Genomic DNA, 18,344 nt, shown 5'->3' with positions numbered 1-18,344 from the left:
TAGTAGAAGATATATTTTGATGGTTTTAATGGGGGGAAAATAATGGGTAGCAAATCAGGTGATTTAATTAGAAATACTATAATAATAGTTTTAAGTAGTATTATTTATGGAATAATTATTACTGGTTGTAGTGATAATACAAGTTTTAAAAGTACAGAATTAAACAATGTTTTTATTGATAATTTAAATATAGGAAGTTCTATACAAAATATTAATTTGAAAAAATATACAGAAAGTAATAGATATTCTGGTGACTATATGTGTAAATTTGAAGAACTTATAATTGATTCAGAAGATAATAAAGTTAAGTATTTATTTGGAAGATTTGATGAGAAGAGGATAGTTATATCTATAAATAATAAAAGAAATTTAAGCTATATATATGAAGTGTCAGAGATACTTGGATATAATTATAAAGAAAAGTGGAAAGATAGGGAACAGCAGTTAAAAGAATATATTTATTATGATAATATAAATGGTATAAAAGCTGAATTTATATATTCAGATTTTGATAGTAGTTTAGCTTGGGTTACTTTATCTAAGGTTAAAAATTATTAAATGTACATAATGGAAAATATTGTGTTGAAGATGATTAAGTTAGTTAGAGTAACGGGGGATGAGTATGTCAGGATATAGAAATTTGAGAGAGGTAAGATTAGTACCAATAGTTTTAATATTTTTAAATTTATTTGCTGTAGTAATTTTTTATTTAAAAAAAGCTGGGTTAAATTATAATTGGTTAAACGTAATTAATGAAACTGACTTCATTAATATAGGAACATTTTTATTATTATTTGTAGGATTTTTAATTTTGACTAATATTAAGGTAGAAGCTACTGAAGAAGTATCTGATTTTATAAATAAAAAATTAAGTTATATGAATTATTTAAATATTATCTATTTGATAATCGTTCTTATCGCTGTTAGGGATAAAATAGTAATGATGGCAGCATTTAATATAGAGGTATATTTATTAGCTATATATTTAACAACAAGAAATATGTATGCTGAAAGGCTTAGATATGTAAAGGGAGAATGTGAACATGTATTAAAAAAACAAGAAAGTAGCGTATGGTGGAGATGGAAAATATGGATTAATCCTTATGAAAAAGTAAAGTTTTCAGAAAGATTATCAGCAATTAAACTTTTTGATATCATTAGTATAATTATAGTTGCTTCTATATTTTCAAATAGATCTGTTGATGGAATAATATTTTTACTTCTTATAATTAGACCTATAGCTTTTATATTGGAATTAATAATTCCTGTACAAACATCTATTTGTGGTATATGTACAGATATAGTTGAAAAATCTGAAAGCAAAAGCTCTAGAATTTATTATGCAATTTATATAACTGATTACGAAAAGAAAAGAGAGTATATTCTTTATGTTAGAGATTATCCATATATTAGTAGTGGACAAAAAATAACGGTAGTGCATGGAGCCATATCTAAAAGAGCAATTTATGTAAAAGAGATGAATTTAGACATAAGATAAAAATTGCTTACTTAATGGGGAATTAAAATATAATTAAATAAAATAATGGAGTGAAGAGAGTATGAACATTTTTAGCTTATTAAATAATGATACATCAGAATTAAGTGAAGAGGAAAGAGAACTTGTAGAAAGTTTTAATGAAGCAATAAGAGAAAAACTGATAGAGGCATTAGCTGAATGTGAAATAAATGAATTAATAAATGAGTTAAATTATGATGAAAATGTTTTTAGAGAAAAACTAACAGATATTTTTATTAATGGAAAAAAGGGATATATTAAAATGCCTACTAAGACTTTGATAGATATATTTCTAGATAAAAAAGATGAAGGTGAATTTATAAATTTAATTGAAAGCTTAGGTGGTATATAAAATTGAATTGTTGGATTTTTATGTAAAATCATACTTCAAATTAAATGATACAAGTATGGATAAGTTAGAATTAGAAATTGGATGAATAATGAAGGATAACGTTAAAGGAAATTCAATAGAATTAATTAAAAAATAAATTAGTATTATAAGATAAAATAATAGTAAAATTTTATTAAAAGGCAATGGATAATAGGAGAATTCATTGCCTTTTTGGTATACTATAATAATATATGGTTGATAAGTGGTTAATATATTATTGTGTATACTTTAATTCTTAGCTTAAAGTTAAATATTTATTTTATAATTTTAGTTTTGTAATTAGTAGTTGTGTAATTAAGTTTAAATTGGAGGATTGGAATATGAAGATATTATTAATGAAGTTAGAATTAAGAGCTGAATGGGTTCATTCATTAAAAGAAAAAAGAATGGTAGTTTTAAGTTTGACTAAGAGGTTATCTAATAAATTTAATGTTTCTGTATCAGAAGTACAATATCAAGATATTCATCAACAAATAGGAATCGGTATTTGTGCAGTAGCAACTTCAAAGGATGTGTTGAGCGCATTACAAGAAAAAATACTTGATTTCGTGGAGGACAATACTGATGCTGAATTAATTAAAATAGAAGGTGATATTACAGAGTTCTAATTTATTCCATGAATCTATGAAAAAATTTCTAAAGGAATTATTGACAAAATAGACAAACTAATGTATATTAATATCAACAAAGCAAAACAATTAAATATTTGAATCTTATCCAGAGTGGTGGAGGGACTGGCCCTGTGAAACCCGGCAACCTGTTAATAGTTAAAACTTAACAGTTAATAGTTGAAATAAAAACAAAAATGTTTTTATTTTTTAGAAATTTAGTAAAATTTCATAAATAACTATTAATTATAAACTAAAAACTATTGACGTTGGTGCTAATTCCTGCAGTTTTATAACTGAGTGATGAGAGAGTAAATTAGTAGTGATTTTTATACGCGCTTGAGTTTATTCTCTAGCGCATTTTTTATTATCTAAAATTAGATGTTTAGTAATATGGAGGTGGACAACTATGATTAAAATGCAAAATGTGAAGAAAAGTTTTGGAAAAACAGAGGTATTAAAAGATATTTCTTTAAATATAAATCAAGGTGAAATTTATGGGCTTATAGGACATAGTGGAGCAGGAAAATCAACTCTTTTAAGATGTATAAATGCCTTAGAGGATTATAACGAAGGTTCAATTAAAGTTATGGACAAAGAGGTAAAACTTTTAAGTGAAAAGGGTAAAAGAGAATTAAGAAAAGAGTTAGGAATGATATTCCAAGGCTTTAATCTTTTAAGTAGAAAAAATGTGTTTCAAAATGTGGCATTACCATTAGAAGTATGGGGATATGATAAAGCATTTATAAATAAAAGAGTAAATGAACTTCTTGAGATAGTAGGACTTTCTGAAAAGGCTAAAAGCAAGCCGGCGGAATTAAGTGGTGGACAAAAGCAAAGGGTTGCAATAGCAAGAGCTTTAGCGTTAGAGCCAAAAATTCTTTTATGCGATGAAGCTACTTCAGCATTAGATCCAAAAACAACAAAGGATATACTTTCATTATTAGAAGATATAAATAAAAAATTAGGAATTACTATAGTAGTAGTTACACACCAAATGGAAGTTGTTAAGCAAATATGCCAAAAAGTTGCGTTACTTCAAGGAGGAGTACTTGTTGCAGAGGGAAAAGCTGAAGAAGTATTCCTAAGGCCAGAAGTATCATTGAAGAAATTTTTAGGAGAGTTAGATGATGATACTTTACCAAGAGAAGGAGTTAATATTAAATTGTTCTTCCCAAGTGATTCATCAGAAAATGCACTTATAACAAAAATGGCAAGAGAACTTAATATTGATTTTTCTATTGTAGGAGGAAAGCTAGAGAAATTTAGAGATAAAGTTTTAGGAACTTTAACTATAAACATAAATGAAAAGGATAGGGAAGAAGTAATGAAATATCTATCAGCTAAAGATATTATATTGGAGGTGTTATAAAATGGATAGTAAAATGATAAATATTATAATTGAAGCACTTGGACAAACTATTTATATGGTATTTTTCTCAACATTATTTGCAAGTGTTTTAGGCTTTATACTAGGGATAATAGTAACTGTTACATCTCCAACTGGATTAAGACCCAATATTTTTATATACAAGTCTTTAGATGTAATAATAAATGTACTTAGAAGTTTTCCATTTATAATCTTAATAGTTTTTATTATTCCATTAACAAGAGCTATTGTTGGTACACCAATTGGTGAAACGGCAGCAATAGTACCGTTAACAATAGCGGCAGCGCCATTTGTTGCAAGAATAATAGAATCAGCGCTTAAAGAAGTTGATCCAGGAGTAATTGAGGCAGCTAAATCATTTGGAGCTTCAAATCTTCAAATAATTTTTAAGGTAATGCTTAAAGAAGCAGTGCCAGCAATAATTTCAGGTTTAACATTAACTATAATTAATATAATAGGATATTCTGCAATGGCAGGTAGTGTTGGAGCAGGAGGATTAGGAAAGGTAGCAATAAGTTATGGATATCAAAGATATCAAACAGATGTAATGATTGTTACAGTTATTATTTTAATAATAATGGTTCAAGGACTTCAAAGTTTAGGAAACTATTTATATAAAAAATTAAGTTAATTAGTATATTTATAATAAATTTAGGGGGAATTCAAAATGAAAAAAAGAAGTATTTTAACAGCAATAATAGCAGGAATAGTATCAATTGGATTAATTGGGTGTGGAAATAGCGAAGGATCATCTAATGATAGTTCTTCAAATGGGGATGATAAAGTAATTAAGGTAGGGGTTTCACCAGTTCCACATGAAGAAATTATGGAAGTTGCAAAACCACTTTTAGAAGCAAAAGGATATACAGTAGAAATAGTTGAATTTACTGATTATGTATTACCAAATACAGCATTGGAATCAGGAGAAATAGATGCAAACTATTTCCAACATATAGCTTACTTAAATTCATTTAATGCAGATAATGGAACTCATTTAACTTATACAGCGGAAATTCATTTAGAACCAATGGGTGCTTTCTCAAAGAAATATAAGACAGTAGATGAAGTTGAGGAAGGAGCAGTGGTAGCAGTACCAGATGATCCATCAAATGAAGCAAGAGCATTAAGAGTTTTAGCTGCAGCAGGATTAATTGAGGTTAATGATGGTGAATTAATTACTACAGCAGATATTACTTCAAATCCTAAAAATTTAGAGTTTAAAGAGTTAGAAGCAGCAACTTTACCAAGAGTATTAGAAGATGTTGATATAGCTGTAATTAATGGTAACTATGCTTTAGAAGCTGGTCTTGATGTTAATAATGATGCATTTTATGCCGAAGATAAGAATGTTGAAAGCTTAAAAGAAAGAAGAAATGTTTTAGCAGTTAAAGAAGGTAATGAAAATAGTCAAAAGATAAAAGATTTAACAGAAGCTTTAACTTCTGATGAAGTTAGAGAATTCATAGAAGAAAAATATAAGGGGGCAGTTGTTCCAGTATTTTAATCATATAAAAGCAATAAATAAAAAAATATAATAATTACTTGGGGAATTAGTTATTATAAGGGGCTTAAATAGAGAAGAGGGATTTACAATTAATTTTGTAAGTCCCTTTTATAGTTTTTTATAAATGTTTAAATGGTATTTCAAATAGCAAGAATATGAAGACATGCTTTAAAAATACCAACAAATAAAGTATACTGTATATTATGTATAAATATAGAAAAATATTATGTAGATAATAGCACAAGTTTAAAAGGTTTAGTTAGAAGGGAGACAAGCTATGAATGTTTCAAGTATAAATGTAGGATTAACAGGAGAAGATTTAATAAGTATATATAATGATTTTGTAGCGATTAAAGAAATTAAAATTAGTAATATTGATGTAAAAGAGGACATAAGAATTTCAGGATCTTTTACGAAAGGATTAACAATAAACTTTGAAGTGAAAGTTAAGCTGAATTCTATGGAAAATGGATTGATTAATGGGGAGTTAACTGGATTTAAAATATTAAATATAGGAATACCTTCATTTATAAGAAAGACAATATTAAAATTTGCATTAAAATCGCTAAGTGATGTAGGAATTAATTATGATAAAGGAAAGGTTATTATTCAATATAAATATTTATTGAAAGATATACCATATGTAGATTTTGATATATATAGTATTTATTGTGCTTATGGAGTTTTTAATGTTGAACTTAGAAATGCTAAATTCTCTTTAGGAGGAGAATTAAAGAAAGAAATCGAATTGTTAAACTTTGAAAAGGAAAAAGTACCAGAGTTTAATGAAGAAGATATAAGTAAAACAGAAGATTCGTATACTAAAGGAAGAGAGAAGATAAAAGATAAGTTGCCAAATAATGCAAAGAAATATAGTGACTATATCTTTGTATTACCAGATATTGCAGCGTTAATATATAGATTACTTAAAGATAAAAGAGTAAGCATGAAAACAAAGTTAGTTATATCAGCAGCTGTAGCATACATTGCAGTGCCATGTGACATTATTCCAGATAAGGTGCCTTTTATAGGGAAAATAGATGATATTGCAATAGGCGTTTTTGCATTAAATGTTATAATGACAGATGTTCCATTAAATGTAGTATTAGAAAATTGGCAAGGTAAAAATGATATATTAATAGTGTTGAAAAACGTTATTGATTATGCAACTAATTTTACAGGAGCAAAAAATATTGATAGTATTTATAGGGTTATGGAAGAGGTTTTATCAGTATAAATAAAATATTTAATTTTTAAATTAAAATATAAAAATTGATAATTATAGAAAATATAATATGAATAAATAAGAAAGGATGATTGAACTTGAAGTATTATGCTGTTTACAGAGGTAAGTCAGGAGCACCTAAAATTTTTACTTCATGGGATGAATGTAAAAAAGAAGTAATAGGCTTTAAGGGAGCAATATATAAAAGTTTTCCAACGGAACAAGAAGCGGTGAATTTTATTTCTATAAATTCTAATGGGAAGTTAGGATTTAAAGATGATGCTGAAGCTACAGAAGATGAAAAGGGGCTATTTATTTATGTTGATGGTAGTTTTGCTGTTGATAAGGGAAATTTCTCTTATGGGTTAGTTGCTGTACAGGATGGCAAAATTATTTATGAAGATAAAGGTGAGGGTTTCGACAAAGAAGCAATTGCTTTAAGAAATGTATCAGGAGAAGTTCTTGGAGCAAAAATGGCTGTTGAATTCGCACTTAAAAATAATTTTAAAGAAGTAACAATAGCATATGATTATCAAGGTGTTGAATCCTGGGCTTTAGGAACTTGGAAAAGAAATAATAGAATAACTTCAGAATACAATGAATATATGCAAAATAAGATGAAAGAAATAAATGTGAAATTTAAAAAAATAAAGGGTCATAGTGGACATAAATATAATGATTTAGCAGATAAATTAGCTAAAGAAGCTTTAGGGATAATATAATTTCTACATTGTTAAGGAATATGTACTTATTTGACGAAATTAAGGACTATAATACTTTAAAAAATGATTATTTTATAATAAAAATACACATACTACTTTTAGAAATTAAAAAGAGAGGTGTTTTTTTTGGGAAAAATAATTAAAAGTTTAGCAATAGGAACTGTTTTTGGAGTAGCAATGGGAATGATGATTTTACCAGAGCTAGATAGAAAGACTCAAAGAAACATAAAAAAGACAAGTAGAAAAATTATGGGTGCTGCAGGAGATGCATACGATAATATTTTAGATTATATTTACTAATAAAAAAAAGGTTAAAACTGTTATAGAATTCTATAACAGTTTTTTTGAGTTATTTTAAATATAATTGAAATTAAAAGTCAAAAAATATATTTTTTTGGATTTCTTTATGTTATAATATAATTATTAATGAATGTGTAATTAATATAAATGTAGATAAAGGAAGAAAAAAGCTATGGAGATACTTACTTTAGGTGAAAAGATAAAAAGGCGAAGAAAAGAATTAGAAATGACACTTAAGGACTTAGCAGGAGACAGAATTACACCAGGACAAATTAGTTTAGTTGAGTCAGGAAGATCAAATCCTTCAATGGATTTATTAGAGTATTTAGCAAATGCGTTACAGACATCAGTAGAATATTTGATGGAGTCAGAAGAAACTCAGGCAGAGAAGATATGTGTATATTATGAACAAATGGCAGAGACATATATTTTAAATCAGGACTATATAAGTGCTGAAAAATACATAGAAAATGCATTGTATTATGCTGAAAAGTATGATTTAGAGTATAGGAAAGCAAAAAATTTATTTTTAAGAGCGAACATATGTAAAGCAAAGAATGAATTGGTATTAGCACAACAATTATATTTATCAGCAAATGTAATATTTATTAAGAGAAATAATTTTGAACAGGTAATAAATACTTTTTTAAATTTGGGGAAGATAACTTTAAGTTTAAAAGCATATCATTCGGCAACAAGTTATTTAAAACAAGCTGAAAAGGTATATTTAGATAATAATATTGGAAATGATTCTTTATTAGGTGAAATTTATTATGAAATGGCTGAAAGTTATTTTAAAATAGATGACATAAAAAAGGCGATAGATTATACGTTTTTAGCTAAGCAAAAATTTGAACAAGTTCAACATCGCGAAGAATATGGAAAAGCATTATTATTATTATCTCAAGAATATAATAAAAAAGGTGACTTAGTAAATGCAATAAAATACTCTAAGAAGACATTAGAAGTATATAGAGAATTAGAAGAAGAAAAAAATATTTCAGCAATTGAAAATAATCTAGGAAAGTTATTTTTTGAATTTGATAATATAGAAGAAGCATTTAGACATTATAATGTTGCAAAAGAAATACGTATGAGAAATAACGATACTAATGTAATAGAAACATTGATAAATATTTGTGAAGGATATATAAAAATCAAAGAAATTGATAAATGTGAAGAAGTATTAGAAGAAATAAAAACGTTAATAGATGGAACTGATGTTGAACAGATAATAGAACAAAATTTATTATGGTATAGAGTATATACTATTAAAGAAATGGCAGATGAAGCAGAACTTGTATTATTAGAAACATTTAATTTAGCTAAAGTAAATGGCTTAGAGAAAAGGGCAGCGGAGTTAGCTATACTTTTAGGCAGATACTACATAGGGATTAAGAAAGACTATGAAGCAGCTAAATACCTAGATGAAGGTGTTAAAATATTTAGAAATTTAGGCATACTAAATAACTAAACTGGGGGTAGCTATGGAGATATTATCAACAGGAGAAAAAATAAAAAGAGCAAGAGTTTATAAGGGCATTACTCTTAAGGAGTTGTGTAGGGATAGAATTTCTATTTCTAAAATGAGTTGCATTGAAAATGGTAAAATTAAAGCGGATGAAGAGTCACTTAAGTATATTGCTGAAAAGTTACAGATTGATTATAATTATTTAACCCAAGATGTATATGAGCAAATTAAATCAAATATAGAAAATATTAAAACAAATAATTATTCTTTAGAAAAATTAGATAAAATGATTGGCTATAATTTAGAATATTCATGTAAGCATAATTACAATGATTTAGCATTAGAGCTAATACATATTTTATTTGAAGTATATATACAAAATAATAAGTTAGAGAAAATACAGCTAATAATATCAAAATATTATGAGCTGTATCAAGGCTCTAAAGATAATGAAGAGATTATTATTTATTATAATGATATGGCAAGATTCTTTATGAAAACAGGTGAGTATCATGAAGCAATAAGTTATTACTCAAGAATAAGGGATGTTTTTGAAAAAGAGGAATTAAGTTATAATGATAAGTATATTTATGCGTGTTTTTATGAAGGGATTTGTTATAAAAATATCAATTTAATAGAAAAATCATACGATTGCTTAAAGAAAGTAATTAATTATACTGAGAAATTTAAAACAGATAAAGATAAAGGTGATTATTATCACGAATTTGCTATTGTTAATATATTATTATATAAGGTTGAAGCGGAAAAATATTTAAATATGGCGCTTCAATATAAAAAGAATGATTCTATTGAATTGGCAAGATTTAAAGAAAAAAATGGTGAAATTTATTTTAAGGTTTATCAAGTAGATAAAGCTATGGAGGAAATAAGAGAGGCTGTTAAAATATATCCTAGAGCTGAAAAACGTGGATGTGGAGAGTTCTTAATACAAGCTATATCAACTTTATATAAAAATGGGCAATTTGATGAAGCATTTAAATATACTGATGAAGCACTAGATTTAGCTATTAATATAGATGATGAAAAGTTAATAGAAAAAGCATATTATTTTAAAGGCATGGTGCATCAGAAAAGACATGAATATATTCAAGCTGAAATGTACATGAATTTAGCAACAGATTTTTTATTAAGATTTGCTAATAATGAGGAAAGATATATAAGATATAATGAAATGGCTGAGTTATATTATAATTTAAATGAGTTAAAAGACTCAATAAAATATTTCACTTTAGCAATACAGTTAGAGAAAAAGTTATAAAAATAAGAGGGAGAAAAATATTTTTCTCCCTCTTATTTTTATATTTATATATTAAACTTATAGAGCTCATAATAATTATTTAGTTGTCATGATGTAAAAGGTTTGACATCCATATCCAAAATGACCACTTTGTTTTAGTGTTATTTAATAAAGATGGATTAAAAAATAGTCCCCTCATAAAAAAAACGCCCCTTTGCTTTAAACTTTATATTATTAGTATATAGCAAAAAAATAAATATTGTATTCACGGTAATGCTTTAGATTTTGTACAATAAGTGTTAAATGAAGAAAAGGAAATTTTCTTTAAAAGCATAAAAACACCTAAAAAAGGTGTTTTTAGTACATTATTTAGTATTTTTAAGTACAATTAGTTTAGCACCATATCCTTTTAGTTCGGTTATAACATTTAAAACTGAACTTTTCTTTGAATATTTAAATTCTATTTTAGGATAGGAAGCTTTATGAAGTATTTCTTTTTCTTCCTTACTAAGTCTATCAGGAGAGCCCATAGAAAGCCAGTAATTATAAGAAGAGCCTGTTGTTTCATTAACTTCATAAGTTATTATCCTTGAAGAGCTTTTAATATTAACTATATTAAGTGAATATTTTCTCTCAAATGATTTTTTTACTCCACTTTTTTGGTAAATATTTTCATAACTTGCTAAAGTGTTAACATCATCATTGTGAGAATATAATAAAATTGCATAATAGTTGTCAGCTTTAGTTACTATATAGCCATCATCTAAAGAAATTATATCATTGCCAAGTTTACTGAAAAGATAATAAGCATAGTAAGAGGGTTTTCTAATTCCCATATCATTTACTATCCCAGGAGCACCAATAAATACCTCGTTAGTAATATTGATTTCCTTTTCTAAAACATCAAATGCCTTTAAAAAACTTAGTGAATTACCTTTGAAAAGCATATTGTGAATAATATAAGGTAACATATAGGCAGTATCATATATAGAGTTTAAGTGTGAACTAGAAGAAAAATCAGTAGTAGCTACATCTAGTTCATAGTTAATAGTTATAAACTCTCTTAGATTTTCTTTTATAGAAGATGATAAGCGGGAATCAAATTGAAATTTAAATTCATTTATATCCACTATATCTAATTCGTTAAAATAATCAATAAAACTACTTAGTATATTTTTATATTTTTCTAAAGAGTATTCAAGGTTATCTAGTAAAATTAAAGGCTTAAGAGAAATTGTTGATAAAAAGTCTAAAACACCTTTAGCTTTATTCCAGTTATAAAAATCTGAGTCTAAAAATACTCCCATATCACTATGGAACATTTTTTCAAGTCTTCCATATTCAAAATGAATTTCTTCTTGAATTTCTTCTAATATATCTTTATTATCTTCTATAAGTAAGTCAAATGATTCGCCTAAGTTGATACACTCTTTAAAGTTTTTTTCTAAAGGTTTAATAACTTTATCCATGTCTACGTGAATATTCCACAACTTATTTTCAAAGTTAAATCTGCTATAATTATCTAAACAATATGATAATGAATCTAAAGCGTCGGCTAATGAAAGTTCCGTATATTGTTTAGATGCTTCGTATTGCTTTTCAGTAGTTGCATTTTTCTTTCTATATTGAAGAGGAGTACACCCATAATAAGATTTAAAATTTTTATTGTAATAACGAACATGAGAAAATCCTATTTCATCTGAAATTTCTGATATACTCATATCACTATCTAATAATAACTTGATAGATTCTTCTATTCTTGTTAAGTTAATTAAATCTGTAAAGCTATAACCGGTTGCATATTTGATTTCATGAGAAAGATAATGTGGACTTAAAAATTCTTTCTTTGCAATTTCTTGTAAGGTTATATTATTGTTGTAGTTATTAAATATATATTTAGATATTCTATGATACCTATCTAATTGTTCTGTCTTTTCTTTAAGCTCCTCTTTTTCATGTGTTAGATAATGAAAATTATTAATAAGATGATAAAGTAATTTTATTAGTAGTTCTTCTATTTCCTCATCGTAATCTTCAAGTTTTTGTACATATTCACAAAGCGTTTCTGAAAGAAGTGTTTTTAATTCATCGTATTCCTCGCCATTTTGATTTTCATTAGCATTAGAATTTGTATAAAAAAATACATTATTTATATCTTTATAATATTTACCAAAAAAGTACGGATCTATATTAAAAATTAAAACTTTATTATCATCATCGCTTTTTATTTCATGTGACTCATCTGAATTTATAATTTCCACTTCCTTTTCGTTAAGCACAAAAGAGTCAGTATCTATTTTTATATGTAATGAACCCTTCAAAACATATATAATCTCAATAGAATTATGCCAGTGAGTTGGATAGTTCTTTATATTTAAGTAGGAGATTTTTATTGGTAAATCAAAAGGATAGTTTATATATTCTCTTCTCAAAAGTTCCACCTCAAATTTCTTATAAATTAATTCTGTAATTATTATAACAATAAGTTCCAATAAAAACAAAAAAAGAAATAGTAATAAGGTATAATTAGAGGAAAATAAGTTATAATTAGTATAGGAAAAATTATTAAAAAAAATAATCAAATTTACTTTGACTTTCTTTGACTTTTGTATTAAAATAAAATTAAAGTTAAGAATACTAATAAGAGGTGATTATAAATGAATGTTGAAAGAATGACATTAAGAGTACAACAAGCACTAAATGATGCAAATTTAATAGCAGTAAAATATAGTCATCAACAAATTGATGTAATTCATTTATTTGCTGCATTAGTAGAGGCTGATGACGGATTAATACCTAATATTTTCACTAAAATGGGAATTAATGTGAAGATGATGAGGGTTGATATAAAAAATGCTTTAGATAAAATGCCAAAAGTTATGGGAGAAGGAGCAAATAGCTCTGGAGTTTATATAACAAGACAAGTTGATGAAGTACTTGTAAAAGCAGATGAGTTAGCTAAAAAGTTTGGAGATTCTTATATTAGTGTAGAACATTTAATATTAGCAATAATGGATGTTGATAAAAGCGGACCTGCTAAACAAATTTTAAATAAATATAATATAAATAAAGATAATTTCATGAAGGTTTTATCGGAAGTTAGAGGAAGTCAAAAAGTTGATACTCAAGATCCAGAAGGAACTTATGATGCGCTTGCAAAGTATGGTACAAATTTAGTAGAGCTTGCTAAAAAGCATAAATTAGATCCTGTAATAGGAAGAGATGAAGAAATAAGAAGAACTATTAGAATTCTTTCAAGAAGAACTAAAAATAATCCAGTTTTAATTGGTGAACCAGGAGTAGGTAAAACTGCTATAGTAGAAGGATTAGCTGAAAGAATAGTAAGAGGAGATGTACCGGAAGGTTTAAAAGATAAAATTATTTTCTCATTAGATATGGGTTCACTTATAGCAGGAGCTAAATATAGAGGAGAATTTGAAGAAAGATTAAAGGCTGTATTAAAGGAAGTCCAAAATAGTGAAGGAAAGATTATATTATTTATAGATGAAATTCATACTATTGTTGGAGCAGGTAAAACAGATGGCGCAATGGATGCAGGTAATTTAATTAAGCCTTTACTTGCAAGAGGAGAATTGCATTGTATTGGTGCTACAACTTTTGATGAATATAGACAATATATTGAAAAAGATAAAGCACTTGAAAGAAGATTCCAACCTGTTATTGTTGATGAACCATCAGTTGAAGATGCAATTTCAATTTTAAGAGGATTAAAGGAAAGATTTGAGATTCATCATGGAATTAGAATTCATGATTCTGCAATAGTTGCAGCTGCTAAACTTTCAGATAGATATATTCAAGATAGATATTTACCAGATAAGGCAATCGATCTTATTGATGAAGCTGGGGCTATGATAAGAACTGAAATAGATTCATTACCAGCAGAACTTGATGCTATAAGAAGAAGAATAGTACAGTTAGAAATTGAGAAAGAAGCTTTAACAAGAGAAAAAGATGAGGGTTCTAAAAAGAAATTAGAAGCACTAGAAAAGGAATATTCAGAGTTAAAGGCTAAAAATGATGAAATGACAGCTAAGTTTGATAGAGAAAAAGGTGCTATTCTAAAATTAAAAGAATTAAAAGGTAAGCTTGATGAAGCAAGAGGTAATTTAGAAGCAGCTCAAAGACAATATGATTACAACAAAGCTGCAGAAATTCAATATGGTGAAATTCCAAGTCTTGAAGCAGCTATTAATCAAATGGAAGTAGAAGTAAAAGAAAACTATGAAGGTGCTTTATTAAAAGAAGAGGTTACTGAAGAAGAAGTTTCACAAGTTTTATCTAAATGGACTGGAATTCCAGTATCTAATTTACTTGAAGGAGAAAGAGAAAAATTATTAAGGCTTGAATCTGAAATGGAAAAGAGAGTAATAGGGCAAGAAGAAGCTATTAAATCTGTTACTTCATCAATTTTAAGAGCAAGGGCAGGTCTTAAAGATATTAATAGACCAATAGGTTCATTTATTTTCTTAGGTCCTACAGGAGTTGGTAAAACAGAACTTGCAAAAACTTTAGCAAGAAACCTATTTGATTCAGAAGAAAATATTATAAGAATTGATATGTCTGAATATATGGAGAAGCATTCTGTATCTAGATTAGTTGGAGCGCCTCCAGGATATGTTGGATATGAAGAAGGTGGTCAATTAACAGAAGCTGTTAGAAGAAAACCTTATAGTGTAATATTATTTGATGAAATAGAAAAAGCACATGAAGATGTATTTAATATGTTCTTACAAATACTTGATGATGGTAGACTTACAGATAACAAAGGTAAGACTGTAGATTTTAAAAATACAATAATAATTATGACTTCTAATATAGGAAGCAGTTACTTACTTGAAAATAAAGATGAGGATGGTATTGAACCACAAATCAGAGATCAAGTAATGAATGAGATGAAAATGAGATTCAAACCAGAATTCTTAAACAGAGTTGATGATATTATTATGTTTAAGCCATTATCTGAAAATGGAATTACTAAGATTATTGATATCTTTGTTAATGAAGTTGCCAACAGGTTAAAAGATAGAAATATATCATTAGATATTACACCGGCTGCTAAGCATATATTAGCAGTTGAAGGTTATGATCCAGTATATGGAGCAAGACCACTTAAGAGATATATTCAAAATACTTTAGAAAATAAGCTTGCAAGATTAATCATTGCTGGAGAAATTAATTATGGTTCACATGTTACTATTGATGGGGTTGATGATGAGATAATAATTAAATCTGAATAATATAAATTAAAAGGCTATGTCATAATAAAAATGGCATAGCCTTTGTTAATTATTCAAATTAATTCTTTTCTGTAATAGTTCTAGAACATAAAGGAAGTAAAATAATAAATGAAATTAAAATTATTATTGATGAAATAAGGAAAGGTAATTTGTTTCCTAAATCAAATATAAATCCTGCAAGTAAAGAACCAGTTACTTGTCCTACAGCTTTTGAGGAGTTGAAAATTCCCATGAGTGAACCGTAATTACCTTTAGAAAGTTTAGTTATTATACTTTGTTGTAAAGGAATATGAATGCTAGCAAAGGATGTAAATATAACTGCACAAGTTAAGAATAAAATAACATTATTTGATATAACCATAAGTGCTAAAGATATACTAATGCAAAAAGTAATAACTTTAAATATATTTATTTCTTTGAAAAATTTTGCAAGTAATGGAGTAAATATTAAGTTTATAATAAAGCCTAATACTCCTGTAAATGCCATAAATCCACCTATAAATGTTGGGGATAATTTTAGAACATCTTCTATATAATAATTAATGCTTGAATTATAGCTAGTTGATGCAAAGTAAAATGCTATTATAATTATGAGCATGATAATTAAATTCTTATTTAGAAATTGACTATAATTTACTTTTTCATGTTTTAAAGAATTAGAAATACTTATTTTTTCTTTAAGTGGTTCCTCTAAAAGCAAGAAAACTAAAATGCCTAAAATTACACAAAGTATAAATTGTGTAAAAAAAGTATATTTAAAGTTGTTATTACCAATTACACCACCTAATAATGAACCCATGGCTGAGCCTATTGTATTGGCAGCGGAATAGTATGTAATATATTTTACTCTATTTTCTTTTGTTGTTACATCAGTTAAATAAGCCATAGAAGTAGTTAAATAACTAACTACAAAAAATCCACCTGTAAATCTAAATATAAGTATTATAAAAGGATTTGTATTAAAACCAAATCCAAGCTGACTAATACCATAGCCTAGTGCACCTAATATTAAGAATTTAATTCTTCCTTTTTTATCAGATAAAGAACCCCAAAATGGTGAACCAATAAAATTTCCTATAGACATTGTTGCAAAGAATAATCCAAACATAAATGTTGGTAATCCAAGTTTATTTATGAACATAGGGGTAACTGGATGAGCCATGTTAAATGTAAGTGAACTAAATATAGTTAAAACTATAATAAAAATTAATGATTTATTTTTTGTTTTCATTATTCCTCCTTAAGTTATTGATTTAAATGATAAAATTTTTCATATTCTTATAGTATATATTTAAAATTAAGAAAATCAAATGTTTTTAATATAATAAAAAACCATAAAAAAACAAGTGTAAAATCTAAAAAAAGATGTACACTTGTAATAAAAAATATTGTAAAATGGAAAAAATAATTTAAAGGTTAAGGTAATTCATTGCCAGCTGCAAGATAAATATCATACCATTCCTGTCTAGATAAAACCACATTTGAAGCAGTACATATATCCTTTAATCTATTTTCGCTAGTTGTTCCAACAATAGTTTGTATTTTGGCTGGATGTCTAAGAATCCATGCAGTAGCGATTGCTGTTGAACTAACATTGTATTTTTCAGCTAATTCATTAAGCTTTTTATTAAGAACAGGGAATTTTGGATTATCTATAAAAACTCCTTCAAAGAATCCGTATTGATAAGGTGACCAAGCTTGAATATTTATATCTTTTAGACGGCAATATTCTAAAATAGATCCATCTCTATCAATTGAAGCTGAATTCTTCATATTAACATTTAATCCAGAATCAATAATTCCAGTATGCATAATACTAAATTGAAGTTGATTTATAGTAATTTTATTAGTTAAATATTTATTTAATAACTCTATTTGCATTGAATTATGGTTACTAACACCAAAATTTCTAACTTTACCTTCTTTATATAGTTTTTCAAAGGCTTCATTTACTTCTTCAGGTTCCATCAAAGTATCAGGTCTGTGTAGTAATAATATATCTAAATATTCAGTATTTAGTCTTTTTAAAATTCCATCTACAGAATTGATAATATATTCTTTAGAAAAGTCGTACATACCAGGTCTAATTGAACACTTTGATTGTATAATCATCTTTTCTCTTAATGAAGGGGTTAAAGATATAGCTTCACTAAATATTTCTTCAGATTTTCCTTTACCATAAATATCAGCATGATCAAAAAAGTTAATTCCACAATCTAAAGCTGTATTAATTAAATTATTTACAGTGTTTTTTTCTAAGTTTGCAATTCTCATACACCCTAATCCAATTTCAGATGCTTTTAAATTACCATTTGCCATAATTATTTCTTTCATAGTATAATCCTCTCAATCTATTAGTTAATCATTTACATTATACCATTTTCAATAATTACTAGTCTATTAAAAAAGATATTAAAAAATTTTCAAAAATAATGTTGACAAACGTCGACAAACATAATATACTAAACAACGTAGTCGATGCGCGGGTATCGTATATCGGTAATACTCCAGCCTTCCAAGCTGGAAAGGTGGGTTCGATTCCCACTACCCGCTCCATTATATTTGAATAAAAATCAGCTATGCTGAAAAATTCAAATAGCTAAATCAAAGATTTAGATTTTCATTTTGCGTGTTTAGCTCAGCTGGATAGAGCAACGCCCTTCTAAGGCGTGGGCCAGGAGTTCGAATCTCTTAACACGCA

Annotated in this window: 16 protein-coding genes, 2 tRNA genes and 1 riboswitch; of the genes, 15 read left to right on the top strand and 3 right to left on the bottom strand. The window is 26.9% G+C overall.

Features of this window, described 5'->3' with window-relative positions; genetic code table 11:
* The first annotated feature begins 42 nt into the window (after positions 1-42).
* The 12 genes from ABUA17_RS09020 to ABUA17_RS08965 all read left to right on the top strand — a co-directional run bounded on the left by ABUA17_RS09020 (position 43) and on the right by ABUA17_RS08965 (position 10,406).
* Positions 43-558, top strand: a complete 516-nt coding sequence (locus ABUA17_RS09020; RefSeq protein ID WP_042400648.1) for a hypothetical protein — start codon at positions 43-45, stop codon at positions 556-558.
* Between the two features lie 64 nt (positions 559-622).
* Positions 623-1,498, top strand: a complete 876-nt coding sequence (locus ABUA17_RS09015; protein ID WP_042400645.1) for a hypothetical protein — start codon at positions 623-625, stop codon at positions 1,496-1,498.
* 61 nt (positions 1,499-1,559) lie between these two features.
* Positions 1,560-1,868, top strand: a complete 309-nt coding sequence (locus ABUA17_RS09010) for a hypothetical protein (RefSeq protein WP_055291211.1) — start codon at positions 1,560-1,562, stop codon at positions 1,866-1,868.
* Between the two features lie 359 nt (positions 1,869-2,227).
* Positions 2,228-2,515 (top strand): DUF503 domain-containing protein, encoded by a 288-nt coding sequence (locus tag ABUA17_RS09005; protein WP_042400637.1) that lies wholly within the window; start codon positions 2,228-2,230, stop codon positions 2,513-2,515.
* 102 nt (positions 2,516-2,617) lie between these two features.
* Positions 2,618-2,825, top strand: a riboswitch (SAM riboswitch).
* 99 nt (positions 2,826-2,924) lie between these two features.
* Positions 2,925-3,887: a methionine ABC transporter ATP-binding protein gene (locus ABUA17_RS09000; protein WP_055276837.1), complete on the top strand. Its 963-nt coding sequence runs from the start codon at positions 2,925-2,927 to the stop codon at positions 3,885-3,887.
* Positions 3,888-3,900: 13 nt separating this feature from the next.
* Complete coding sequence (locus ABUA17_RS08995) at positions 3,901-4,536, top strand: methionine ABC transporter permease (RefSeq protein WP_042400736.1); 636 nt, start codon at positions 3,901-3,903, stop codon at positions 4,534-4,536.
* A gap of 36 nt (positions 4,537-4,572) precedes the next feature.
* Complete coding sequence (locus tag ABUA17_RS08990; protein ID WP_042400630.1) at positions 4,573-5,409, top strand: MetQ/NlpA family ABC transporter substrate-binding protein; 837 nt, start codon at positions 4,573-4,575, stop codon at positions 5,407-5,409.
* Between the two features lie 277 nt (positions 5,410-5,686).
* Positions 5,687-6,646 (top strand): YkvA family protein, encoded by a 960-nt coding sequence (locus ABUA17_RS08985; protein WP_042400627.1) that lies wholly within the window; start codon positions 5,687-5,689, stop codon positions 6,644-6,646.
* A gap of 86 nt (positions 6,647-6,732) precedes the next feature.
* On the top strand, positions 6,733-7,356 hold the full coding sequence (locus ABUA17_RS08980) for a ribonuclease H1 domain-containing protein (RefSeq protein WP_042400625.1): 624 nt from the start codon (positions 6,733-6,735) through the stop codon (positions 7,354-7,356).
* Positions 7,357-7,473: 117 nt separating this feature from the next.
* Entirely contained in the window at positions 7,474-7,656 is a 183-nt protein-coding gene (locus ABUA17_RS08975) for a YtxH domain-containing protein (protein ID WP_154820551.1), read from the top strand.
* Between the two features lie 172 nt (positions 7,657-7,828).
* Positions 7,829-9,130, top strand: coding sequence for a helix-turn-helix domain-containing protein (locus ABUA17_RS08970; RefSeq protein WP_042400621.1), 1,302 nt, complete (start codon positions 7,829-7,831; stop codon positions 9,128-9,130).
* 13 nt (positions 9,131-9,143) lie between these two features.
* A complete protein-coding gene (locus tag ABUA17_RS08965; RefSeq protein WP_154820552.1) occupies positions 9,144-10,406 on the top strand; it encodes a helix-turn-helix domain-containing protein in 1,263 nt (420 codons plus the stop codon).
* A 344-nt stretch (positions 10,407-10,750) separates the two neighbouring features.
* On the opposite strand, the gene ABUA17_RS08960 is transcribed toward ABUA17_RS08965, so the two are convergent.
* On the bottom strand, positions 10,751-12,817 hold the full coding sequence (locus ABUA17_RS08960; protein ID WP_055291215.1) for a helix-turn-helix domain-containing protein: 2,067 nt from the start codon (positions 12,815-12,817) through the stop codon (positions 10,751-10,753).
* Between the two features lie 225 nt (positions 12,818-13,042).
* Between ABUA17_RS08960 and clpB the strand changes: the two genes are divergently transcribed.
* Positions 13,043-15,643 (top strand): ATP-dependent chaperone ClpB, encoded by a 2,601-nt coding sequence (clpB, locus tag ABUA17_RS08955; protein ID WP_042402780.1) that lies wholly within the window; start codon positions 13,043-13,045, stop codon positions 15,641-15,643.
* A 58-nt stretch (positions 15,644-15,701) separates the two neighbouring features.
* On the opposite strand, the gene ABUA17_RS08950 is transcribed toward clpB, so the two are convergent.
* Complete coding sequence (locus tag ABUA17_RS08950; RefSeq protein WP_042402778.1) at positions 15,702-16,874, bottom strand: MFS transporter; 1,173 nt, start codon at positions 16,872-16,874, stop codon at positions 15,702-15,704.
* Positions 16,875-17,059: 185 nt separating this feature from the next.
* Entirely contained in the window at positions 17,060-17,977 is a 918-nt protein-coding gene (locus ABUA17_RS08945) for an aldo/keto reductase (protein ID WP_042402776.1), read from the bottom strand.
* A gap of 148 nt (positions 17,978-18,125) precedes the next feature.
* Between ABUA17_RS08945 and ABUA17_RS08940 the strand changes: the two genes are divergently transcribed.
* Both ABUA17_RS08940 and ABUA17_RS08935 read left to right on the top strand, forming a co-directional pair.
* Positions 18,126-18,199 (top strand) — tRNA-Gly (locus ABUA17_RS08940).
* A 71-nt stretch (positions 18,200-18,270) separates the two neighbouring features.
* A tRNA-Arg gene (locus tag ABUA17_RS08935) sits at positions 18,271-18,344 on the top strand.

Source organism: Clostridium sp. RTP31139st1_H3_RTP31139_211217, assembly GCF_040227035.1.
Taxonomy (GTDB): domain Bacteria; phylum Bacillota; class Clostridia; order Clostridiales; family Clostridiaceae; genus Clostridium; species Clostridium saudiense.
The sequence above is the reverse complement of the archived record's forward strand: the minus strand, read 5'-3'. Positions and strand labels throughout refer to the sequence as shown.